This window comes from Flavobacterium hydrocarbonoxydans (assembly GCF_009789235.1).
GTDB lineage: Bacteria > Bacteroidota > Bacteroidia > Flavobacteriales > Flavobacteriaceae > Flavobacterium > Flavobacterium hydrocarbonoxydans.
Genome location: NZ_WSTB01000010.1, coordinates 119,923 through 143,253, shown reverse-complemented (window position 1 = coordinate 143,253; position 23,331 = coordinate 119,923). Strand labels below are relative to the sequence as shown.

The window sequence follows — 23,331 nt, the reverse complement described above, 5'->3', positions numbered from 1 at the left end:
AGAATTTACGTCAGTCGTCGTGAACAAAGCTTCCTATGGTATTGTAAACTATAAATATAAAAGGCTTGTCATCACGACAGGCCTTTTTTTTTGATTAAAACCGAAGCTGAAAATTATACTAAATTAAAAAACGAAATACATTGAAACCTTTTATACTCAACACACACTACAAACAAATACTGGCAGACACCATCACGCCAGTTAGTATTTATTTTAAAATAAGAGACAAATTCCCGAATAGTTTATTGCTGGAAAGCAGCGATTATCATGGGAACGACAACAGTTTCTCTTACATCTGCTGCAACCCGATTGCGACGATTAAAATCGAAAATGAAGTTATCTCAAAATCATTTCCTGACGGAAGTACTGAGCAAATCAACATTGATGCGTCAACAAATATTCCGGAAGTAATTCAGGAATTTTCGAGTCAGTTTAAATCAGAGAAAAATGATTTCAAATTTATCAATAATGGTTTGTTTGGATACATTTCGTACGATGCAGTTCGTTATTTCGAAAAAGTTTCGATTGCCAAAAAAGATTCGGCTACTTTAATTCCGGATGTTTTTTATGCAGTGTACCAAAATATCATTGCGATTAATCATTTCAAAAACGAAGCGTATATTTTTTGTCATAGTGTTGATGGCAGAAATAATATTTCGGAAATCGAACAATTATTGCAATCCCGCAATATTGCTTCTTATAAATTTACCAAAGAAGGCGAAGGTTTTTCAAATTTAACTGATGATGAATTCAAGCATAATGTGGCTTTAGCCAAAAAACACTGTTTCCGCGGAGACGTTTTTCAATTGGTATTGTCACGCCGTTTCACACAAGGTTTCAAAGGTGATGAATTCAATGTATATCGTGCCTTAAGAAGTATTAATCCATCTCCGTATTTGTTCTTTTTTGATTATGGTGATTTCAAAATATTTGGTTCTTCACCGGAAGCTCAGATTATTGTAAAAAACAGAAAAGCCGAAATTCATCCCATTGCCGGAACTTTTAGAAGAACTGGAAATGATGAAAAAGATGCTGAATTGGCAAAAAAATTATCCGAAGATAAAAAAGAAAATAGCGAGCACGTCATGTTGGTCGATTTGGCGAGAAATGATTTAAGCCGAAACGGTCACGATGTAAATGTAGAAAAATACAGAGAAGTTCAGTTTTTCTCGCACGTGATCCATTTGGTTTCAAAAGTTACCGGTCATTTACATGAAAAAGCAACCACAATGCAAGTGGTTGCGGATACTTTTCCGGCAGGAACTTTAAGCGGAGCACCCAAACACAGAGCCATGCAACTGATTGAAGATTACGAAAAAACAAATCGTAATTTTTATGGTGGAGCAATTGGTTTTATGGATTTTGAAGGTAATTTTAACCACGCGATTATGATTCGAACTTTCCTGAGCAAAAACCATCAACTGCATTGTCAGGCCGGAGCCGGAATCGTGGCAAGCTCAGATGAAGAAAGCGAAATGCAGGAAGTATATAACAAATTAAGAGCGTTGAATACAGCTTTGGAAATGGCGGAACAAATTTAGTTTCAGTCGCAGTTTTCAGTCACAGAATGCACTAAATAAAAAATCTTAGAAACTCAGTACCTTAGAACCTTAGCAACTTTAAAAAAATGAAAAACATAATTCCCTTTGTAATTGCAATTGTTTTTTTCGCTTCATGCGAAAGCAAAAAAGAATCTAATACTATTCCGTTACAAGGAACCTGGCGATTAATTTCAGCTGAAACAACCGAGAAAGATTCGACTTTTTCGACTTTCAATTCAAAAACAAAAATGATTAAAATTATTAATGATTCACATTTTGCTTTTTTCAATCATGATTTGAATCACGGCAAAGACACCTCAGCAGTTTTCTTTGGAGGAGGCGGAAAATATACTTTAAAAGATAGTGTTTACACTGAAAATTTAGAGTTTTTCAATAATCGTCAGTGGGAAAATAATAAATTTGAATTTGTAGTGAAAATAAAAAATGATACGCTAATTCAAAAAGGAGTTGAAAAAATAGAAAAATTAGGAGTCGATCGAATTATCACGGAAAAATACGTTCGAGAAAAGTAAAAAAATAGTTTCAAGTTTTGTTTGTTTCAAGTTTCAAGTTACTGAAACTTAGAACCTCAGAACCTTAGCAACTTAGAACCTTAAAGAAAAATGAAAAAAATATTAGTTATAGACAATTACGATAGTTTCACTTACAATTTAGTGCATTATTTAGAAGATTTAAATTGTGAAGTTATCGTGTATCGAAATGATGAATTTGATATTGATGAGATTGCATCTTTCGATAAAATATTACTTTCACCAGGGCCAGGAATTCCTGATGAAGCAGGTTTATTAAAAGCTGTAATTCAGAAATACGGGCCAACAAAAAGCATTTTAGGCGTTTGTCTGGGACAACAAGCCATCGGTGAAGTTTTTGGAGGAACGCTTTCAAACCTTGATAAAGTCTATCACGGTGTGGCGACCAACGTAAAAACGATAGTTGCTGATGAACTTTTGTTTGAAGGCTTAGGAAACGAGTTTGAAGTAGGAAGATATCACTCTTGGGTGGTAAACAGCGATTTGCCGGAAGTTTTAGAAGCGACTTCTGTTGATGAAAACGGACAAATCATGTCTTTGAGACACAAAACATTTGACGTTCGAGGCGTTCAGTTTCACCCAGAAAGTGTTTTAACCCCTAATGGAAAAAGGATTTTAGAGAATTGGATTAAAAGCTAGTTTTACTTTGTTTCAGGTTTCAAGTTTCAGGTTAACGGAACTTGAAACCTGAAACCTGAAACAAACATAACAATGAAAATAACAATATCAGAAACCCGAGAAATCAATATTGAAGATGTATTAACACTATACAAAGCCAATGAATGGAGTTCTGCAGCCAAACCAAACGAATTATATAACGGACTTTTAAACTCCGAAACTTTAGTAACGGCTTGGAAAGAAAAAAAATTGGTCGGACTTGGAAATGCCATTTCTGACGGATATTTAACCGTTTATTATCCACATTTATTGATACTTCCAGACTATCAGGGAAAAGGAATCGGAAAATTGATTATGGATAAAATGCAGGAGAAATACAGCCATTTTCACATGCAAATGTTGACCGCTGATGGAAAATCGGTTGATTTTTATAAAAAAAATGGATTTGAAAGAGCTGGAAAATGCGAACCCATGTGGATTTATCAGGGGAATGAACATTAAAAATAGTAATCAGTGTTCAGAATTTTAGTATTCAGTCTCAGTAATAATTTGAAACTAAACAAAAACTTAGAACCTTAGTGTCTCAGAATCTTAGCAACTTAAAAAAAATGAAAACTATATTAAATAAATTAATCAATCACGAAGTACTTTCGAAAGAGGAAGCTAAAAATGTATTGATCAATATTTCGAGTGGCAGTTATAATCCGAGTCAGATTTCGGCATTTTTGACTGTATTTATGATGCGCAGCATTACGATTGAAGAACTTTCGGGCTTTCGTGAAGCTTTGCTAGAAATGTGTATTCGCGTCGATTTATCTGCTTACAACACCATCGATTTATGCGGAACTGGCGGTGACGGAAAAGACACTTTCAATATTTCGACTTTAGCTTCATTTGTGGCTGCCGGAGCTGGAATAAAAGTGGCTAAACACGGAAATTACGGGGTTTCTTCGATTTCGGGTTCAAGTAACGTGATGGAAAATATGGGAATCAAATTTAGCAATGACGCTGCTTTCTTAGAAAAATGTATCGACCAGGCCGGAATTTGTGTTTTACACGCTCCCCTATTTCACCCGGCGATGAAAAATGTGGGACCAATTCGTAAAGAATTGGCTGTAAAAACATTCTTTAATATGTTGGGCCCAATGGTTAATCCTTCGTTTCCTAAAAATCAATTGGTGGGCGTTTTCAATTTAGAACTGGCTAGAATTTATGCTTATTTGTACCAAAGTACCGATGTTAATTTTACAATTTTACATTCTCTTGACGGTTATGATGAAATCTCGTTGACAGGTCCAACAAAAACTATTTCGAATCATATGGAAGGAATGCTAAAACCAGAAGATTTTGGCGTGAGGCTTTTATCGCAAAGCGAAATTGAAGGCGGAAAAACCATCGAAGAATCAGCAGCTATGTTTGTCAATATCATTTCCGGAAAAGGAACCGAAGCACAAAACAATGTTGTCTGCGCCAATGCCGCCATGGCAATTGCAACGGTTACAAAATGTTCGCCGCTGGAAGGATTTGAATTAGCAAAAGAGAGCTTGTTTTCTGGAAAAGGATTAAAAGCATTACAGACATTACAAGAATTAAGTAAATAAAAAATAAACACAAATTTCACGAATTAACACAAATTAACTTTGCGTCTTTGTGACTTTGTGGCAAAACAACAGCCATGAACATTTTAGATAAAATAATCTTCGATAAACAACGAGAAGTCGTTCTTAAAAAATCCATCATTCCGGTTTCGCAATTGGAGAGTTCTGTATTTTTTGGAAGAGAAACGATTTCATTAAGTCAGAAATTAAAAATAAGCTCTAGCGGAATAATCGCTGAACACAAACGCCGTTCTCCTTCAAAATCGGTTATCAATCACAATTTTACGGTTGAAGAAGTCGTTAAAGGGTATGAAAATGCCGGTGCTTGCGGGATTTCAGTTTTGACTGACGGAAAATATTTTGGCGGTTCTCTTGACGATTTACTTTTGGCTAGAGCGAGTGTGAATATTCCGCTTTTGCGAAAAGAATTTATTGTGGATGAATATCAAATTCTGGAAGCCAAAGCTTATGGAGCCGATCTGATTTTATTGATTGCAGCGGTTTTAACCCGCGAAGAAATCAAATCATTATCTGAGTTCGCGAAAAAATTAGGTCTTGAAGTTTTACTGGAAGTCCACAATCAGGAAGAATTAGAAAAATCGATTATGCCAAGTTTAGACATGATTGGAGTGAACAACAGAAATTTAAAAACGTTCGAAGTAAGTTTGGATTTCAGTAAACAATTGGCATCGCAAATCCCGGATGAATTCGTAAAAGTTTCCGAAAGCGGCATCTCATCAATCGAAGCCATTTCAGAATTAAGACCATACGGCTACAACGGTTTTTTAATTGGAGAAAACTTCATGAAAACCGATAACGCTGGTCAGGCTGCAACGGAATTTATAAAGCAATTAAATATTTAAAAGTTTACCACAACCCGAGCGATAGCGAACAGGCGAAGCAATTACGCAAATTTTCGCAAATTGAATTGGCAAAAAACAACATATAGCTTTGCGAACTTAGCGTTTGTAAACACAATCAAAAACAAAAAACTTAGTGTCTTAGCGCCTTCGTGGCAAAAACCTTTATAAAATGAAAATCAAAATCTGCGGCATGAAATATCCCGATAATATTCTCGAAGTAGGAGCGCTCCTACCCGATTATATGGGCTTTATTTTCTGGGAGAAATCGGCTCGATATTTTGATGGAGAAATTCCAGAATTACCAAAATCGATAAAAAAAGTGGGCGTTTTTGTAAACGAATCGGTTGAGAATATTATTCAAAAAATAACAAAACACAATTTACAAGCCGTTCAATTACACGGAAAAGAATCGGTTGAATTTTGTGAGGATTTAAAAGGAAAAATAGATTCTTCAGTAGAAATCATAAAAGTATTTTCTGTTGGTGATGATTTTGATTTTGATGTTCTGAAACCTTTCGAAAATGTCTGCAATTATTTTCTGTTTGACACCAAAGGAAAATTACCTGGTGGAAACGGAACGACTTTCGACTGGAAAATATTAGACAATTATAAATCCGAAAAACCATTTTTCTTAAGTGGCGGCATCGGAATCGAAGAAATTCCAACCATAGTAAAACTCAAATTACCAATTTACGCTATCGACGTAAACAGTAGATTTGAAATTGAACCTGGATTAAAAAATGTACAATTATGTAAAGACGCATGTGTAAAGACGCACAGCAGTGCGTCTCTACATTCAAAATAAAAAATAAATTATGTCATACAACGTCAACGAAAAAGGATATTACGGAGAATTTGGAGGAGCTTACATTCCCGAAATGCTGTATCCAAATGTAGAAGAATTGCGCCAGAATTATTTACAAATTACGTCTGAACCAGATTTTAAAGCTGAGTTCGACCAATTGCTAAAAGATTATGTCGGACGTCCTAGCCCGCTCTATTTTGCCAAACGCTTATCCGAAAAATATAACACTAAAATCTATCTAAAAAGAGAAGATTTAAATCATACAGGTGCGCATAAAGTCAACAATACGATTGGGCAAATTTTAGTTGCCAAAAAATTAGGCAAAAAACGAATTATTGCCGAAACGGGCGCTGGTCAGCACGGAGTGGCAACCGCAACAGTTTGCGCACTTATGGGCATGGAATGTATCGTCTATATGGGCGAAATCGACATTGCGCGCCAAGCGCCAAACGTGGCCCGTATGAAAATGTTAGGTGCGGAAGTACGTCCTGCCCTTTCGGGATCCAGAACTTTAAAAGACGCCACAAACGAAGCGATTCGTGATTGGATTAATAATCCAGTTGACACCCATTATATCATTGGTTCAGCCATAGGACCGCATCCTTATCCGGATATGGTAACACGTTTTCAGAGTGTTATTTCCGAAGAAATAAAATGGCAGTTAAAAGAAAAAGAAGGGCGCGAAAACCCTGATTATGTGGTCGCCTGTATCGGTGGTGGAAGTAACGCTGCGGGGACTTATTATCACTTTTTGCATGAGCCAGAAGTTGGTATTATCGCTGTTGAAGCAGCCGGAAAAGGTGTCGATAGCGGTCACAGTGCGGCGACGAGCAAGTTAGGAAAAGTAGGGGTTATTCACGGTTGCAAAACCCTTTTGATGCAAACTCCTGACGGTCAAATCACGGAACCTTATTCGATTTCCGCTGGTCTGGATTACCCTGGAGTTGGCCCAATGCACGCACATTTGGCTCAAACAGGCCGTGGCGAATTCTTCTCGGTTACTGATGACGATGCTATGAACGCAGGTTTGCAATTGACTAAATTAGAAGGAATTATTCCAGCGATTGAAAGTGCTCACGCCTTTGCCGTTTTGGACCAAAAGAAATTCAAACCGACGGATATTGTCGTAATCAGCCTTTCGGGTCGTGGCGACAAAGATTTGGATAATTATATAGATTATTTTAAACTATAACAGAATTATGATTTGGGCGTTACCCAAGGGTCGAGCTATCCGCTAAATTCCCGATTAACAAAAACTACGGCTAAAAAGCCTTGTTTTTCTAAATCAGGAGATACCGCTTCTATCCCTAACGCAAAGTAATTCATTAGAGACACTTTTGATAAAAAAGAAAAAATGACTGGAATAATTAATTATGAAACTTTTATTTTAACCGGACTTTTGCTAAACATTACTCCGGGTAATGACACTATTTTTATATTGAGCAGAAGTATGGCTCAAGGTAAAAAAGCAGGAATAATGTCGGTATTAGGCATTGCAACTGGTTCCTTAATTCATACAACTCTGGCAGCATTTGGTCTTTCCATCATTATAGCGAAATCTATTTTGGTTTTCAACATTATTAAATATGCAGGAGCGGCTTACTTATTATATATTGGCTACAAAATGCTAACCGACAAAAAGCAACTCAATACAGAAACAGCTATTGAAGGAAATGCAATTGATTTAAAAAAAATATACCGGGATGGCGTAATAACGAATGTTCTAAATCCAAAAGTTGCGTTGTTTTTTATATCTTTTCTTCCTCAATTTATTGACCCGAAAACGACAAATACCATAATACCATTTATTCAACTTGGTGTAACATTTACAATTACCGGTACAATTTGGTGTTTAATTTTGGCGAACTTTGCTTCAATAATTTTTTCAAAGCTAAAGAACAATAAAAAGCTTTCCAACTATGTCAACAAAGCTTGCGGAGGTGTTTTAATCGCTTTAGGAATAAAAATAGCATTGACAAGTAAAAAATAATTACAGAAAAAAACAGCGAGAAAATTAATATTTATGGAAAAATTATTCTCTTACGGAACATTACGCTCTAAAGAAATTCAAAGACAGGTTTTTAATAGAATCTTAACTGGAACTCCGGATCAGCTTCAGGGTTATAAACTAAAAAGCCTTCAAATTGAAGAAGAATTTGGAATGGCTGATTATGTCGTGGTAGTACCAAGCGAAAATCCATCCGAAATTATTCACGGGGTTGTTTTCGAGGTTTCGAATGCCGAGTTAGCCAAAGTAGATTTGTTCGAATCTAATGCCTACAAACGAGTTCAGGTTACCCTGAATTCCGGGACAGTTGCATGGATTTATATGGAAAATTAATAATCGAACATACATGATTTTAGCAGCCGCACAAACAAAACCTATTCGTGGAAACATCCAGGCCAATCTTGACGACCATTATCGTCTGATAACTTTGGCTGCACAAAATGGGGCGAATCTAATCACATTTCCTGAACTATCCATTACGGGTTATGAAAGAGAAAATGCTGCAGAACTGGCTTTCACAAAAGAAGATTCGAGAATAAATCATTTGAAAAAATTAGCAGGCGAGCATAATATAATCATTGTGGCAGGCGCTCCAATCAAAACGGAAACCGAATTATTTATTGGAGAATTTATCATTTCGCCAGACAATTCGGTTGTCATTTATACCAAGCAGTTTTTACACGAAGGCGAAGACGAATTTTTCCAACCTTCGTTTGATTACAATCCGATGATTACGATAGAAAACAAGAAAATTTCATTTGCAATTTGCGCCGATATTGATAATCCGCTGCATCCTGAAAATGCCTGTAAAAGAACTGCTGATATTTACATTGCGAGTATTTTCTTTTCACCAAACGGTGTTCCAAATGCGCATCGGGATTTGCAAAATTATGCCCAAAAACATAAAATGAACGTTCTGATGTCGAATTTCAGTGGAGAATCCTGGGGTTATCCTTCGGGAGGAAAAAGTGCTTTCTGGAATAATAAAGGAGAACTCGTAGCTCAAATGAATGATTCGGATTCGGGATTATTAGTAGTAGAAAATCAAAACGGAAATTGGACGAGTAAAGTCGTAAACGATTAAAAAAATAAAGCCACAGATTAAAATGATTCTCACAGATTAAGTATTAAAAAAATCATTGAAATCCTTTTAATCTGTGGCAAAAAAACAAAACACCTACAAGGTTTTGGAAACCTTGCAGGAGAAAAACACATAAAAAATGAACAGAATAACACAAAAATTACAAGAAGACAAAAAGATACTTTCGATCTATTTTTCGGCTGGGTATCCTAACTTAAACGATACAGTTCAGATCATTCAGGATTTAGAAAAAAATGGTGTTGACTTAATCGAAATTGGTTTACCATTTAGTGATCCTTTGGCAGATGGACCAACGATTCAGGCGAGTTCTACACAAGCGCTTCATAACGGAATGACGACTCAAATACTTTTTGACCAGCTGCGTAACATTCGCGAAAGCGTGAAAATTCCGTTGATTATTATGGGCTATTTTAATCCGATGTTGCAATATGGCGTTGAGGAATTTTGCAAAAAATGCAGCGAAATCGGAATCGATGGATTGATTATTCCAGATTTACCGGTTGATGTTTACGCTGACGAATACAAAGCTATTTTTGAAAAATACGGTTTAATCAATGTATTCTTAATTACCCCACAAACTTCAGACGAACGCATTCGTTTTATCGACAGTGTTTCAAACGGCTTTATTTATATGGTGAGTTCGGCAAGTGTTACGGGTTCTCAATCCGGTTTTGGAGATACGCAGGAATATTATTTCGAAAGAATCTCGAAAATGAATTTGAAAAACCCACAGATTATTGGTTTTGGAATTTCGAATAAAGAGACTTTTAATCAGGCAACCAAATTTGCAAAAGGTGCGATTATCGGAAGTGCTTTTATCAAACATTTGAGCGAAGAAGGTTCTGGGAAAATTAGCGAGTTTGTTGGAAAAATAAGATAATACTACAAAGCTTTTCATAGAATGACAAAATAAACGAAAACATTCTTCTTGAAAACGGATGCCCTAGCCCCGATAGAAGTGGAAATCCTTTTGTGGCGGGGTTCGCCACAAAAGATTGAAACGGATAGCGGGATTAGCTCCTGAAAAAAGATTTTGCTATATTATAGAAAGCGGAATGACAAGAATGCGAAAAATTAAAAGCTGAATTAATATTAAAAAGTATTAATTCGGCTTTTTTTCTTTAACACCAAAACCTAAATATTCCCTTAAAACCTAACAAATACTTATGTTAATATTTTGTTAAAACAAAATTAAACAAGTGTTTAAATTAAACAAGTGTTTAATTTTGTACCCGATTAGAAACACTACCATGTCAAAAGGGGAATTAAACGACAAAAAAATTCAGATTCTGGAAGTTGCAGAAAGGCTTTTTTCTGAGAAAGGATTTGAAGGGACTTCGATTCGGGATATTTCGAAACAGGCAAAAATAAATATTGCCATGGTTTCTTATTATTTTGGGTCGAAAGAGCGATTGCTCGAATCGTTGATACTTTACAGAACTTCTGATTTAAAATTACAACTCGAAAATTTATTAGAGGAAAACCTTGAACCTCTTGATAAAGTCAATAAATTAATCGAAATTTATATCAACAGAATAAACTCAAACAGAGGAATTTACAGGATTTTACATTTTGAACTTACTTCTAAAAAAAGAGAAAAAAACTTATTTGCTTTTACTGAACTTAAAAGAGGGAATTTAAAATCTCTGGAAACAATCGTTCAGGAAGGTCAGTCAAAAGGAGTTTTTAGAAAAGATGTTATTATACCGCTGATTACACCAACGATTATGGGAACGTTCTTTCACTTTCACATGAATAAACCTTTCTTTGAGGAATTACTCAACCTAAAAACCGAATCGTTGTACAACGATTATATAAAAACCAGTCTTACGAAGCACATTCAACAAACTATAAAAGCGCTACTTGTTTATGAAAATTAATCAGCTAATGCTCTTTGGGATTTTCTTTATCGGAATTTCATCAATAGAAGCACAAGAAAAAACAAGTTTAACCTTAGACGAAGCCGTGAAACTGGCCTGGACAAAAAGCAACGAAGTTTCGCTTGCTGATACTAAGGTAAACTCAAAAAAATACGAATTACGTTCGGTAAAAAACAATCAGTATCCTGATTTTAAGCTTTCTGGGCAATACCAACGATTAACAAAAGCTTCTGTTGACATGCATACTGCTGACGAAGCCAGTGCTGAACCAATGCCAGCTCCTGAACAAGTTATGTTTGGGCAAGCTACAATAAGCTTACCTATTTTTGCAGGTTTTAAAATTCAGAACAGCATTAATTTATACGACAATTTGTATCAGGCGGAAAGTGCTTATTCTGAAAAAACAAAAGAAGATGTTGCTATGCGTGTTATTACGTATTACACGAACTTATACAAAGCACAGAAAACACTGGATCTTTTGAATGAAAATCAGAAAAGAGCCAAACAACGTGTGACGGATTTTACCGAATTGGAAAAAAACGGAATTATTCCGCGTAACGATTTATTGAAAGCGCAATTACAGGTTTCTAAAGTGCAATTATCAATTGACGAAGCCAATAACAATTTGAATATCGTTAATTTTTATCTTACGACTTTACTTAAATTACCTACTACTACCAAATTGGAAATCAACGAAAGTGATTTCTTTAATTTAAAGACAGATAATGCCCCAATGTCTGAGCAGGCAGCATTAGATAACCGAAAAGATTTAGAAGCTATCAGACTTCAGGGAAAAGCTTCTGAAGCTAACATCAAAATTGCAAAAGCGGCTTATTATCCATCCATTGCCTTATTGGGTGGTTACACAGCATTAGACCTAAAAGACATTATTACGGTAAAATATGCCATGAACTTTGGCGTTGGAATTTCTTATGATTTATCTGGAATTCTAAAAAACAGTGCCAACGTGAAAGCTGCTGAAAGTAAAGCATTAGAAGCCAAAACTTCTGAAGCTATTATGACCGACAGGATAAAAGTTGAAGTTCAGAAAGCTATTGAAGATTATCATTTAGCCATCAATCAGAGTGTGGTTTATGAAGAAGCAGTTGAACAGGCTTCTGAAAACTTTAGACTTGTAAAAGACAAGTACGATAATGATTTAGCAGATACTAATGATTTGCTGGAAGCTGATGTTGACCAACTAAGTGCTCAAATCAACAAAGCCGTTTCTAAATCTACTATTATCCAAAAATATTACGAATTATTATCCGTATCAGGACAATTATCACAATCATTCAATCTTTCTAAAATATAATCGATAGCTCTCATGGAAAAGAAAAAAACTAATATAAAATTCATCATCATACTTACCGTTTTGATTTTAGGAGGTGGAATTTACGGCGTAACCAAATACATGCACTCACTTGCTCACGAAGAAACTGATGATGCTCAGATAGAGAAAAAGATGAATCCAATTATTCCGAGAGTTTCTGGATATATCAATAATGTATATGTAAAAGATAATGATTTTGTAAAAAAAGGAGATACTTTGTTTACGATTGACAAAAGAGATTATCAATTGAAAATTGACGAAGCAACAGCCGCTTTATTAGGAGCTGAAAGTCAATATGAAGCTGCAAAAGCAGATATTGGAAGTGCTTATGCCAGCGTATCGGTATCAGATGCCAATATGAGATCAGCAAGTGGTTCTATCGAAAGTGCAAAAATCAGATTGAAGCAAATTACCAGCGACTATAACCGTTATAATAATTTGTATAAAACACATACTATTACTAAACAGCAATACGAGAAAGCTTTGGCTGCAAAAGAAGAAGCTGAAAGTCAGGTTCGTGTTTTAGAACAACAACAAAGAGCAAGTTCTTTCCAAAAATCGGTTATTGAATCAAAATCTAAAGCTTCGGATAAGCAAACACAAGTTGCTGCAGCTAATATTAAAAGAGCTAAAACAATGTTAGAAGTTGCTAAACTGAACCTTACTTATACTGTAGTTACTGCTGCTATTGACGGACAGGTTTCTAAAGTAGATATCCAGCCAGGACAACTGGTACAGCCAGGACAATCGTTGTTTTATATCATCAACAATAATGAGGCCTGGGTTGTGGCTAACTTTAAAGAAACACAATTAAACAAAATGATTGTGGGGCAAAAAGTAAGCTTGAAAGTTGATGCGTATCCAAACTATGAGTTTAAAGGAATCGTTTCTTCATTCTCACCAGCAACAGGTTCTCGTTTTTCATTATTACCTCCAGATAACGCAACAGGAAACTTCGTGAAAACGATTCAGAGATTACCAGTAAAAATTAGTTTAGATCCTTCAAACGATCCAGAAAAAGTAAAATTATTACGTCCGGGAATGAATGTGGATGTTGACGTACATTTAAAATAAAATGACAGCAGTACAAGCAGACGACGATTTAGTAGAATACGGTTTCAGACGTGTTATCATCACCATAACAGCAGTACTTTGTGCCTTGCTGGAAATTGTAGATACCACGATTGTAAACGTAGCACTAACAGACATGCGAGGCAGCCTTGGTGCAACCCTGACCGATGTGGCCTGGGTAATTACCGCTTATGCCATTGCAAACGTAATTGTAATTCCGATGACGAGTTGGCTATCGCAACAGTTCGGGAGACGAAATTACTTTGTGGCGTCCATAATATTATTTACGGTCTGCTCTTTTTTATGCGGAAATGCCAGTAATATTTGGGAGTTGGTTGCTTTTAGGTTCGTTCAGGGAATGGGTGGTGGTGCTTTATTAGTAACAGCACAAACCATTATCACCGAAAGTTATCCGGTTGCAAAACGCGGAATGGCGCAGGCAATTTACGGAATGGGTGTAATTGTGGGTCCTACTCTTGGTCCGCCATTAGGAGGATATTTGGTAGATAATTACTCATGGCCTTATATTTTTTACATTAATATTCCATTAGGGATTATTGCAACTATTTTGGCGATAACTTTCGTTAGAAGTCCAAAATACGGCGAAAAACTAAAAGCCAATCAGGTAGATTGGTGGGGAATTTTTCTACTGGCAGCCTTTATTGGTTCTTTACAATTTGTATTAGAACACGGCCAGCAGGACGATTGGTTTAATGATATGACCATTGTTACTTTAAGTGTTGTAACCGTTCTTGGATTAATACTTTTTATTTGGCGAGAACTGACCTATAAGTATCCAATTGTAAATTTAAGCGTTCTAAAAGATGGAAATCTTCGAATAGGAACTATCATGTGTTTTATTCTAGGTTTCGGTTTGTATGGATCTACCTTAATTATTCCGATTTATACACAAGCTATTTTAGGATGGACTGCTACAGATGCAGGTTTATTATTGATTCCGGGTTCTATTACTACGGCGATAATGATGCCTTTTGTGGGAAATATGATTCAAAAAGGAGTTCCACAAGGTTACATGGTAGGAGTTGGCTTCTTAGTATTCTTTTTCTTTACCTTTATGATGCAAACCCGTATGACACCTGACACCGGTGTAGAACACATGTATTGGCCTTTGATTTTGAGAGGAGTTGGTTTAGGATTGCTTTTTGTACCGATAACGACACTTTCTCTTTCGACTTTAAAAGGAAAACATATTGGTGAAGGAGCTGCTTTTACAGGAATGATGAGACAGTTAGGTGGATCATTTGGTATTGCGATCATTACCACTTTTATCACCCGTTTAAGTCAGGAACACAGAGTGAACCTATTAACAAAATTAGACCCGGCAGATTACGACGTTCAGCAACGTATTTTAGGAATGCAGAGAGCATTCATGTCTAAAGGTTATAGTGCCGATGTTGCGCTAAAAAAAGCCTATCAGGCAATAGATTATGGCATTCTGAAACAAAGTACCGTAATGTCGTATATTGATATCTTTATGTACTTAGGAATTATGTTTTTATGCTGTATTCCGATTATCTTTTTCATCAAAAAAGGAAAAAACAAAATTAATCCAGCCGATGCGATGCACTAGAGATTTTAGTCCCGATAGCTATCGGGATTAGATTTTAGATTTTAGATTTTAGATTTTAGATTTTAGATTTTAGATTTTAGATTTTAGATTTTAGATTTCTCTAATTTAAATTGCTTCGCAAGTTTAAATTATATTTTTTTTAACCCGACGAGTTTTTAGGAACTTTAGTCGGGTTTTTTATTTTGAAGAGAATTTGAAATTTTTAAAAACCTCAGAACCTTAGAACCTCTGCAACTCAGAACCTCCAAAAAAACCTATCTCGTAAAAACCAAATGATTTCCTTTTGAAAGATTCGCATCAAACTGATATCCTTCGTAATTGAAACCTTTTAAGTCATCAATAGTTTCCGCATTTGTATCGATAATGTAACGCACCATCATACCTCTCGCTTTTTTAGCGAAAAAACTAATCATCTTCAATTTTCCGTCTTTGTAATCTTTAAAATCTGGCGTAATTACAGGAACTTTTAAAGCCTTAACATCTACTGCCGAAAAATATTCATTACTAGCCAAATTCACAAATAACTCTCCTTTTATGAGTTCTTTATTTAGGGCTTTAGTAACCGTTGGTTTCCAGAATTCGTGCAGGTTTTTATAATCACCTACAGGCAATTTAGTGCCCATTTCTAAACGATATGCCTGCATCAAATCAAGGGGTTTCAAAACGCCATAAAGTCCGGATAAAATTCGAAGTTTACTTTGAAGGACATCCAATTTTTCTAACGGAATTGTGTAAGCATCTAAACCTGCATATACATCGCCATCAAAAGTATAAACGGCCGGTCGTGCATTTTCTGAAGTAAAGGGAGTTTTCCAATCCTGGTTTCTTTGCCAGTTCAGCTCTGCTAATTTTTCAGAAATCGACATTAATTCACCTAAATCAGCAGGTTTTTTAGTTTTTAAAATTTTATGAACCTGACGCGCTTCCTTTAGAAAAGAAGGTTCTGTATATTGAGAAGTTGGTAATTCTTTTTCGAAATTTAAAGACTTAGCTGGCGATATAACGATTTTCATTTGTGCATTTTTAAGTGATTCAAAAATACAAATTGAAATTATAAAAAACAGCAATGCGTATTGATTTGTTTGATAGTGTTATAAATGTTTTTTTTACCACAAATTGCACAAATTTTCGCAAATTTCTATTTTTTAAATTTTAATATAATTTGTGGAAATTTGTGCAATTTGTGGTTGTCTTTTTCAACTTTAATAAAATTCAATACTCAAAATTTTGGATTTCTTTAAAAAAGTGAGCTATAGATTATAAAAGGCGTTTTCTATGTTGTAAATTTGCACACGTTTCAACTTCTTCGAAAAGGAAACTATTATTTTAAAATTAGTGAATTCGTGGCTATACAAACAAACTATAAAACAGCTTTACAACATAAAATCTTCGGAATTATTTCGCAGGCATCTCAGGAACTAAACGTTGACAGTTACGTAATTGGCGGCTTTGTTCGTGATTTACTTTTAAATCGGGGATCAAAAAAAGACATTGATGTGGTTGCTGTTGGCAGCGGAATCGAATTGGCTTTGAAAGTATCTGAATTACTTCCAAAAAAACCAAAAGTTCAGGTTTTTAAAACTTACGGTACGGCTATGCTTCGTTTTGAAGATACTGATATTGAGTTTGTTGGTGCCCGAAAAGAATCCTATAATTTTGAAAGCCGCAACCCAATTGTAGAAAACGGAACGCTTGAAGACGACCAAAATCGTCGTGATTTTACGATTAATGCTTTGGCGTTATCATTAAACGCAGCAACCTTTGGAAATCTTTCTGACCCTTTTGACGGTTTGGCTGATTTAGAAAACAAAACCATCAAAACACCATTAGATCCAAATATTACGTATTCTGATGATCCGTTGCGAATGCTGCGTGCCATTCGTTTTGCCAATCAATTAGGTTTTGAAATTGAAGAAAATTCGCTTGATGCCATCGCTCAAAATGCTGAAAGAATTAAAATTATATCCGGAGAAAGAATTGTAGATGAATTGAATAAAATTCTTTCTACAGACAAGCCTTCCATCGGATTTTTACTTTTATACAAAACAGGACTTTTAGATCTTATTTTACCCGAATTAACGGCGTTGAATCAGGTAGAAGAGATTGAAGGCCATACCCATAAAAACAATTTTTATCACACGCTTGAAGTGGTCGATAATATTTCCCCAAATACAGACGATGTATGGTTACGCTGGTCTGCATTGTTACACGATATCGGGAAAGCACCCACCAAACGTTTCAATAAAAAACAAGGCTGGACGTTTCACGGACATGAATTTTTAGGCGGAAAAATGGCGAAGAAAATCTTCGAACGCCTGCACATGCCGTTGAATCACAAAATGAAATTTGTGCAAAAAATGGTTGTTATGAGTTCCCGCCCGATTGTTTTGGCGCAGGATATTGTGACCGACAGTGCTGTTCGTCGTTTGGTTTTTGATGCTGGCGAAGATGTTGAAGATTTAATGACACTTTGCGAAGCTGATATTACCACCAAAAATCCAGCAAAATTTAAGAAGTACCATAAAAACTTTGATATTGTTCGAAAGAAAATTGTTGAAGTTGAAGAACGTGATCATGTTCGCAATTTTCAACCGCCTATTTCGGGTGAAGAAATTATGGAAATCTTTAATCTACAACCATCGCGCGAAATTGGAGTGCTGAAAGAAGCGGTAAAAGAAGCTATTCTGGAAGGTGATATACCGAATGAATATCAGGCTGCTTATGATTTTATATTAAAACGAGCTGAGAAGTTGGGTCTAAAGAAAGTTTAGTTTCGTTATTTTCTTTAACTTTATAAAAAAACAGTTATGAATACTTCTGACTTAAAAATAGAATTGATAAAAGCTATAATTGATAGTAATGACATCGATTTGTTATTAAAAATCAATACGCTATTAATAGAGAAAAACTATCCAGAAACAGATGTAAGAAGTCATTTGGTTAATGAACCTGCTTTAGAATATCAAAAATTGGCAAATAAAGACATAAGAGTTTTTTCTGAAGCAGAACAAGAAAAAATAAACATTGTACTAAAACAATATGAAAACGGAGACTGTATTTCAAATGAAGAAGCACAAATTGAATTAGAAAAATGGTTCCAGGAGCAAGAAAAATAATATGGACATCTTTTGCTAAAGAATCAAAATACGCTATTTTTTTATAATTGGAACAAAAGAAACAAATCGACAGTTTACAGTAGAAAACTAAATGCTTTATTTCAGCAATCTTTAAAACAAGTTGCAGAGTTTCCTGAAAGCGCTATTAAATCTGAAGTTCGACATATTCGACTAAAAATTGCCAGCCATTTTGAACTAATTTATAAAATAACACCAACTGAAATTGTTGTCCTTGACATTTGGGACACGAGACAAAATCCTGATAATTTTCCAATAAAATAAAAACTTAGAAACTGAATAACTTAGATTCTTAGTAACTAAAAAAAGAATGAAAAAACATTTCCCTACAATCGCAAAAACAGCATTAGTTTTAGTTTATTTAGTAATTGTTGCAGGAGCTTTGGTTCGTATGACTGGCTCTGGAATGGGCTGTCCGGACTGGCCAAAATGTTTTGGATATTACATTCCGCCCACAGATTTAAAAGAACTGACCTGGGAACCCAATCGTACTTTCGAAAAAGGACAAGTTATCATAAAAGAGGAAACACTTTTAGTTGCGAAGGACAATTTTACCACTCAAAGTACTTTTGATGCTTCGCATTGGGAAAAATATACCAAACACGATTACGCAATTTTCAATCCGTTGCACACCTGGATAGAGTACCTCAACCGCCTTGTTGGTGCTTTAGCTGGATTGGGCTGTTTCGTGATGGCAATCGCTTCATTCAAATTTTGGAAAGAAAACAAAAAAATCACCTTACTTTCCTGGCTGGTCGTTTTTATGATGGGCTTTCAGGGATGGTTGGGCGCCAAAGTGGTTTATTCAGTACTGAACCCAATAAAAATTACGATTCACATGGTAATGGCTTTGGTCATTGTTGCTGTAATTCTGTACATTATTCAACTGGCAAGACCAAAATTAGCCGTTGTAACCTATAATGCGACTTTCAAAAAACTGCTTTTGTTTTCGCTTTTACTTACTTTAATACAGGTTGCGATTGGTACGCAAGTGCGTCAGGCAGTTGATGAACAGGTCAAAAATGGTGTGACGGCAAGTATTCTTTGGTTACAAAATCCTTCGGTTTCGTTTTATATTCATCGCTCTTTTTCTATTTTAGTTTTATTAGTAAATGTGTATTTATTCAACAAAAACAGAAAATTCAATTTAGGGTTTTCAAAAATAAACTGGGTAATGGGCATTATCGGAATTGAAATTATTTCAGGAATTGCGATGGCGTATTTTGATTTTCCTTTTGGAAGTCAGGCGATACATTTGGTATTGGCTTCTATCCTATTCGGAATTCAGTTTTACATGATTTTGGAATCCAAAAAACCTAGCCCAGCCAACTCTTAAAATCCTGTACTTTTTCGCGGCTTACAATTACCTCATCTTCTTTATAAGTGGGCAAGATCACTTTTAATCGTGAATTGGTGTACACCTGAATTTCCTTTATTGCCTGAAGCGGAACAATAAATTTCCTGCTTACGCGAAAGAAATCTTTCATATCTAATTCTTGCTCTAAAATTTCTAAAGTCGAGTCGATTAAGTAATTTCTATTATCGAAAGTGTGAATGTAAGTACCTTTGTTTTCACTAAAAAAACATTCGATTTCATCAGTAGTAATCACTTTTAGATGCTGGCCGATTTTAACCGTGAAACGTTTTTTGAAATTCTTCTCAAATGGGTTAGAAAGCATTCTGCGAATCTGTTCAAAATCAAACTGAAGGTTGGTGTTTTCTGTTTGTAGTTTTGGTAAACGCGTTTTAAACTTTGCAACGGCCACTTCTAAATCATCTTCGTCAATAGGCTTTAAAAGATAATCGATACTGTTGAGTTTAAAAGCTTTTAAAGCATATTCGTCATAAGCCGTAGTAAAAATAATAGCGCTTTTAATATCTATTTTCTCAAAAATCTCAAACGACAAACCATCTGATAACTGAATGTCTAAAAAAATCAAATCCGGATGTTCGTTGTTCGAAAACCAATGAATGGATTCTTCTACAGAATGCAGCATGGTTGTAACCGAAATATCTAATTTTTCGAGTTTTCGTTGTAATAATCTTGCTGCTGGTTTTTCGTCTTCTATGATGAGTGTGGTCATGTACTACAATGCAAAAATTAAAATTATTCCCATTTATTATTAGCGGATTCTTTATCCATAAATTCCTGTACTTTTTTTTGCTGCCATTTATCGCTAAAAAATAAATCGCCGCTAAAAACGATCAATCCATGCGCTAACAAACCAAATCCCCAGAATAATGCTGTCGAATAGGTATGCCATTCGAACAATCCGCTTTCGTGAAATCCGTTTCCAATAAAATCCCTATTCAGGTTCGAGATGATTATAAATACATTTACAATAAGATACACTTTGAGGTGCGAGTAAAATCCTTTTATAATTTTGACTTTTTTATAGGCGATTTTGTAGTTTTCGTCAGTAATTATATCCTCCGAAAATTCATTATTCATTTTTTCTCTAAAACGTCCCATTTTACTTGTTTTAAATTATTGCCATTTATTTTTACTGTCTCTTTCTTTTTCCATGAATTCTTTGATTTTCTTTTCCTCCCAGTCTTTCCCAAAAGCGGGGAACACTTCGAACACTTTCATTCCGTGGAAAACAACTCCAAGACCCCACCACATTAATGGCCAGTAAAACCACAAATGATCTGGCGAAGTATATAGATTTATACCTATCAAAAATATATTTACAAGTATGTACGAAACCAGATTTCCATAAAATCCTTTAATATTTTCGACTTTTTTCTTTGCTCTGTAATATTTATCCTCTTCATTATAATTGGTTTCCATAGCTACTCCCATTTTTGTTTTTTTATTTTTTTATCTAAGATGCTTTTCATTTTTCGTTCTTCCCATTCTTCTCCAAAAATTTTATAGGAAGCAAACAAATCTACTGCCGAAACTAAAAACGCTATGGTCCAGATTGCCATTACAAAACCATTAATATACTGTAAGGGAAAAAAGTTAAATGGCGCTCCAAAATATACTTTTAGAACATACACTACAATTCCTAAAGCATAAAGTAAGGCGTGGGTGTAAAATGATTTTAGTTTGACCACTTTTTTAGTCACTATTTTTTTTAGTTCCTGCTCTTCAGGGCTTTCTTCCTGAGGATATTTATCCTGCATTCTTTCTTTAAAATCTTCCATTGTACTCGCTGTTAAATTATTCCCATTCCTTTTTACTTCCTTTTTCTTTGTCAATGAATTCCTGTATTTTACGTTCTTCCCATTGTTTGCTAAAAAAAGGAAAACGATCAAAGGCTTTCAATCCGTGTAAAACAACCGCAACTCCCCAACCCAGTAATGAGTACCAAAAATATAAATAATCAGGCGAAGTCATCAGGTTTACAATTATTACGATAGGATTACAAAGTAAATACACGGTGAGATGCTGATAAAATTCCTTGATTTCTTTTACTCTTTTGTGAGCCTGATAATAACGTTCTGCTTCTGTATAATTTGTTTCCATGACTATTCCCAGGTTTGTTTGTTATTGTCTTTTTCTAAAATTTCTCTGATCTTCTTGGCTTCCCATTCTTTATCAAAAAAAGGAGGTAAATTAAAAGCGGCCAATCCATGCAAAACCAGTCCCATTCCCCAGCCTATCAGGCACCACACAAACCATAAGTAGCCTGGCGAAGTCATCAGGTTGATTACAATTAAAATGATGCTTACCAGTATAAAAACCGTCAGATGCTGGTAAAATTCTTTGATCTCCGTTACTTTTTTTCGGGCCTGCTGATAACGTTCTGTTTCATTATAATCTGGTTCCATGATTATCTCCAGTTTTGCTGTTGTTTTTCTTTTTCTAAAATCTCTCTGATTTTACGCTCTTCCCAGTTTGAACTGTATCCAAACACTTTAAAAGCGTGCATTACAATTCCGAATCCCCAACCTAAAGCTGAAAACCAAAACCATTGAAATCCTGGTGAATACCTTAGATTTATAAAAACCAAAATCGGAATGACACAGCAATACGAAATAATATTTCCGTAAAACCCTTTAAGCTCTTCTACTCTTTTCTTAGCTCTGAAATACGCTTTATTCTCATCATTATAATCTGCATTTGTTTCCATAACTGTAATTTGTTTGGTTAAAATTGGAATTTTAACGGTAAAATTTTGTTCGTTTTGTTCGATCAATACTTTTCTGTTTGTTACGATTCCGTATCGGTTTACGATATTTTGCAATCCTACACCCTGCCTGTCCTGCAGGACTTCTTTTTTCTGAAAATCATTTTGAATGGCCAGATAATCTCCATCAACAAAAATTCGGATATGTAGTGGTTTTTGTTCGCTTACCACATTGTGTTTTACAGTGTTTTCCAGTAAAAGCTGTAAGGATAGCGGAACTACTTTGGCATCCGGATTAATACTTGTTGTGGGTAATTCGTAAAACAAACTGTTCTCGAATCGCATTTTCAGCAAATTCATGTACGTCTTTGCAAACGACAATTCATCCTCGACCGACACTAGTTCTTTATCTTTTTGTTCCAGAACATAGCGGTAAATTTTAGACAAAGAAGTCGTAAATCGCTGTGCATTATCGGGATTTTCTTCGATTAAAGAACTTAATACATTTAAACTATTAAAAAGAAAATGCGGGTCGATTTGATTTTTTAAGCTTTCGAATTTTGCATTTGCCGTACCTGCGATAATCTTTTGCTGGGTAATTTCAAATTTTGAAGCCTGTTTCCATTTGATCATAAAACTTCTGGCTTGCATAAAAATCGAAACTCCTAAAGAAAGTATGATGTAAAAAAGATGTACCCATATCATTCTATCATTAAAAAACTGGTCTAAAGGCAGTTTTTGCAAAACCACAAAAATGATATAATTGATAAACAAAACGGCTGGAATCGTGTACAAAACCGTTACTAAAATTCCGTAGTAAACCCTTAAATTGGTTTGTTCCAGCCAGTCCCAGCGTCTGTCTAGTAAATTATTCAGAAAACCATTTCCGAATCCTAATCCAAAAGAATACAAACAGCTCAGTAAAAAAGTAATTAACACATTTCGTAAAGTAAAATCACTTCCCAAAAAAGCTGAAAATATCACTGTAAAGACCATAGAAAGTTTGAAACAAACGATTGTTCCGTTTTTTAAATCAGAAAATGTGTTTCCTTGCTGTTTCATATACTCTTTAAGCTGTTTTTATTTTTTTTATATCTGAATAAAATATATTCAACCCGTTGGGTGTAATTAATAAAAATTTAATTAAACACATAGAA

At 35.1% G+C, this 23,331-nt stretch carries 27 protein-coding genes; 19 read left to right on the top strand and 8 right to left on the bottom strand.

Annotated features, from left to right (window positions below):
* Positions 1–140: 140 nt before the first annotated feature.
* The 16 genes from GON26_RS16920 (at position 141) to GON26_RS16845 (ending at position 14,961) form a co-directional block, all read left to right on the top strand.
* Positions 141–1,541, top strand: coding sequence for an anthranilate synthase component I family protein (locus GON26_RS16920; RefSeq protein WP_160375953.1), 1,401 nt, complete (start codon positions 141–143; stop codon positions 1,539–1,541).
* Between the two features lie 86 nt (positions 1,542–1,627).
* Positions 1,628–2,074, top strand: coding sequence for a hypothetical protein (locus GON26_RS16915; protein ID WP_160375952.1), 447 nt, complete (start codon positions 1,628–1,630; stop codon positions 2,072–2,074).
* 90 nt (positions 2,075–2,164) lie between these two features.
* Positions 2,165–2,731 (top strand): anthranilate synthase component II, encoded by a 567-nt coding sequence (locus tag GON26_RS16910; protein WP_160375951.1) that lies wholly within the window; start codon positions 2,165–2,167, stop codon positions 2,729–2,731.
* A 72-nt stretch (positions 2,732–2,803) separates the two neighbouring features.
* Positions 2,804–3,211 (top strand): GNAT family N-acetyltransferase, encoded by a 408-nt coding sequence (locus GON26_RS16905; protein WP_160375950.1) that lies wholly within the window; start codon positions 2,804–2,806, stop codon positions 3,209–3,211.
* 107 nt (positions 3,212–3,318) lie between these two features.
* Positions 3,319–4,311, top strand: a complete 993-nt coding sequence (trpD, locus tag GON26_RS16900) for an anthranilate phosphoribosyltransferase (protein WP_160375949.1) — start codon at positions 3,319–3,321, stop codon at positions 4,309–4,311.
* A gap of 74 nt (positions 4,312–4,385) precedes the next feature.
* Positions 4,386–5,171, top strand: a complete 786-nt coding sequence (trpC, locus tag GON26_RS16895) for an indole-3-glycerol phosphate synthase TrpC (RefSeq protein WP_160375948.1) — start codon at positions 4,386–4,388, stop codon at positions 5,169–5,171.
* A 169-nt stretch (positions 5,172–5,340) separates the two neighbouring features.
* Positions 5,341–5,976 carry a phosphoribosylanthranilate isomerase gene (locus GON26_RS16890; protein WP_160375947.1) on the top strand — a complete coding sequence of 212 codons (636 nt, stop codon included), beginning with the start codon at positions 5,341–5,343 and terminating at the stop codon, positions 5,974–5,976.
* 10 nt (positions 5,977–5,986) lie between these two features.
* On the top strand, positions 5,987–7,168 hold the full coding sequence (trpB, locus tag GON26_RS16885) for a tryptophan synthase subunit beta (protein WP_160375946.1): 1,182 nt from the start codon (positions 5,987–5,989) through the stop codon (positions 7,166–7,168).
* A 162-nt stretch (positions 7,169–7,330) separates the two neighbouring features.
* Positions 7,331–7,966 (top strand): LysE family translocator, encoded by a 636-nt coding sequence (locus GON26_RS16880; protein ID WP_160375945.1) that lies wholly within the window; start codon positions 7,331–7,333, stop codon positions 7,964–7,966.
* 33 nt (positions 7,967–7,999) lie between these two features.
* The gene (locus GON26_RS16875) at positions 8,000–8,317 is read left to right on the top strand and encodes a gamma-glutamylcyclotransferase family protein (RefSeq protein ID WP_160375944.1); all 318 of its coding nucleotides are present in this window, start codon (positions 8,000–8,002) and stop codon (positions 8,315–8,317) included.
* A gap of 13 nt (positions 8,318–8,330) precedes the next feature.
* Positions 8,331–9,068 carry a carbon-nitrogen hydrolase family protein gene (locus GON26_RS16870; RefSeq protein ID WP_160375943.1) on the top strand — a complete coding sequence of 246 codons (738 nt, stop codon included), beginning with the start codon at positions 8,331–8,333 and terminating at the stop codon, positions 9,066–9,068.
* 136 nt (positions 9,069–9,204) lie between these two features.
* The gene (gene trpA / locus GON26_RS16865) at positions 9,205–9,966 is read left to right on the top strand and encodes a tryptophan synthase subunit alpha (RefSeq protein WP_160375942.1); all 762 of its coding nucleotides are present in this window, start codon (positions 9,205–9,207) and stop codon (positions 9,964–9,966) included.
* Between the two features lie 370 nt (positions 9,967–10,336).
* Positions 10,337–10,966 (top strand): TetR/AcrR family transcriptional regulator, encoded by a 630-nt coding sequence (locus GON26_RS16860; protein ID WP_160375941.1) that lies wholly within the window; start codon positions 10,337–10,339, stop codon positions 10,964–10,966.
* Positions 10,956–12,281, top strand: coding sequence for a TolC family protein (locus GON26_RS16855; RefSeq protein ID WP_160375940.1), 1,326 nt, complete (start codon positions 10,956–10,958; stop codon positions 12,279–12,281). The genes GON26_RS16860 and GON26_RS16855 overlap by 11 nt, the downstream gene beginning before the upstream one ends.
* Positions 12,282–12,293: 12 nt before the next feature.
* Positions 12,294–13,373 (top strand): HlyD family secretion protein, encoded by a 1,080-nt coding sequence (locus tag GON26_RS16850; RefSeq protein ID WP_160375939.1) that lies wholly within the window; start codon positions 12,294–12,296, stop codon positions 13,371–13,373.
* A gap of 1 nt (position 13,374) precedes the next feature.
* Entirely contained in the window at positions 13,375–14,961 is a 1,587-nt protein-coding gene (locus GON26_RS16845; protein WP_160375938.1) for an MDR family MFS transporter, read from the top strand.
* A gap of 254 nt (positions 14,962–15,215) precedes the next feature.
* Here GON26_RS16845 and yaaA read toward each other — a convergent pair whose 3' ends face one another.
* The gene (gene yaaA / locus GON26_RS16840) at positions 15,216–15,974 is read right to left on the bottom strand and encodes a peroxide stress protein YaaA (protein WP_160375937.1); all 759 of its coding nucleotides are present in this window, start codon (positions 15,972–15,974) and stop codon (positions 15,216–15,218) included.
* Between the two features lie 330 nt (positions 15,975–16,304).
* Here yaaA and GON26_RS16835 point away from each other — a divergent pair, with 330 nt between their 5' ends.
* From GON26_RS16835 to GON26_RS16825, 3 genes are all read left to right on the top strand, one after another.
* Positions 16,305–17,732 (top strand): CCA tRNA nucleotidyltransferase, encoded by a 1,428-nt coding sequence (locus GON26_RS16835; protein ID WP_160375936.1) that lies wholly within the window; start codon positions 16,305–16,307, stop codon positions 17,730–17,732.
* A 36-nt stretch (positions 17,733–17,768) separates the two neighbouring features.
* Positions 17,769–18,077, top strand: a complete 309-nt coding sequence (locus GON26_RS16830) for a hypothetical protein (RefSeq protein ID WP_160375935.1) — start codon at positions 17,769–17,771, stop codon at positions 18,075–18,077.
* Between the two features lie 328 nt (positions 18,078–18,405).
* Complete coding sequence (locus GON26_RS16825) at positions 18,406–19,431, top strand: COX15/CtaA family protein (RefSeq protein WP_160375934.1); 1,026 nt, start codon at positions 18,406–18,408, stop codon at positions 19,429–19,431.
* Here GON26_RS16825 and GON26_RS16820 read toward each other — a convergent pair.
* The 7 genes from GON26_RS16820 to GON26_RS16790 are packed head-to-tail and all read right to left on the bottom strand — an operon-like array spanning position 19,412 to position 23,236.
* Positions 19,412–20,179: a LytR/AlgR family response regulator transcription factor gene (locus tag GON26_RS16820; RefSeq protein WP_160375933.1), complete on the bottom strand. Its 768-nt coding sequence runs from the start codon at positions 20,177–20,179 to the stop codon at positions 19,412–19,414. The two genes, GON26_RS16825 and GON26_RS16820, sit on opposite strands and share 20 nt — an antisense overlap.
* Before the next feature lie 23 nt (positions 20,180–20,202).
* Positions 20,203–20,568 (bottom strand): 2TM domain-containing protein, encoded by a 366-nt coding sequence (locus GON26_RS16815; RefSeq protein WP_160375932.1) that lies wholly within the window; start codon positions 20,566–20,568, stop codon positions 20,203–20,205.
* 15 nt (positions 20,569–20,583) lie between these two features.
* Positions 20,584–20,901: a 2TM domain-containing protein gene (locus GON26_RS16810; RefSeq protein ID WP_160375931.1), complete on the bottom strand. Its 318-nt coding sequence runs from the start codon at positions 20,899–20,901 to the stop codon at positions 20,584–20,586.
* Entirely contained in the window at positions 20,892–21,248 is a 357-nt protein-coding gene (locus GON26_RS16805) for a 2TM domain-containing protein (protein WP_230407957.1), read from the bottom strand. The genes GON26_RS16810 and GON26_RS16805 overlap by 10 nt, the downstream gene beginning before the upstream one ends.
* 16 nt (positions 21,249–21,264) lie before the next feature.
* Positions 21,265–21,570, bottom strand: coding sequence for a 2TM domain-containing protein (locus tag GON26_RS16800; RefSeq protein ID WP_160375930.1), 306 nt, complete (start codon positions 21,568–21,570; stop codon positions 21,265–21,267).
* 2 nt (positions 21,571–21,572) lie between these two features.
* A complete protein-coding gene (locus GON26_RS16795) occupies positions 21,573–21,875 on the bottom strand; it encodes a 2TM domain-containing protein (protein ID WP_160375929.1) in 303 nt (100 codons plus the stop codon).
* Positions 21,876–21,877: 2 nt separating this feature from the next.
* Positions 21,878–23,236 carry a histidine kinase gene (locus GON26_RS16790; RefSeq protein ID WP_160375928.1) on the bottom strand — a complete coding sequence of 453 codons (1,359 nt, stop codon included), beginning with the start codon at positions 23,234–23,236 and terminating at the stop codon, positions 21,878–21,880.
* Positions 23,237–23,331: the final 95 nt, after the last annotated feature.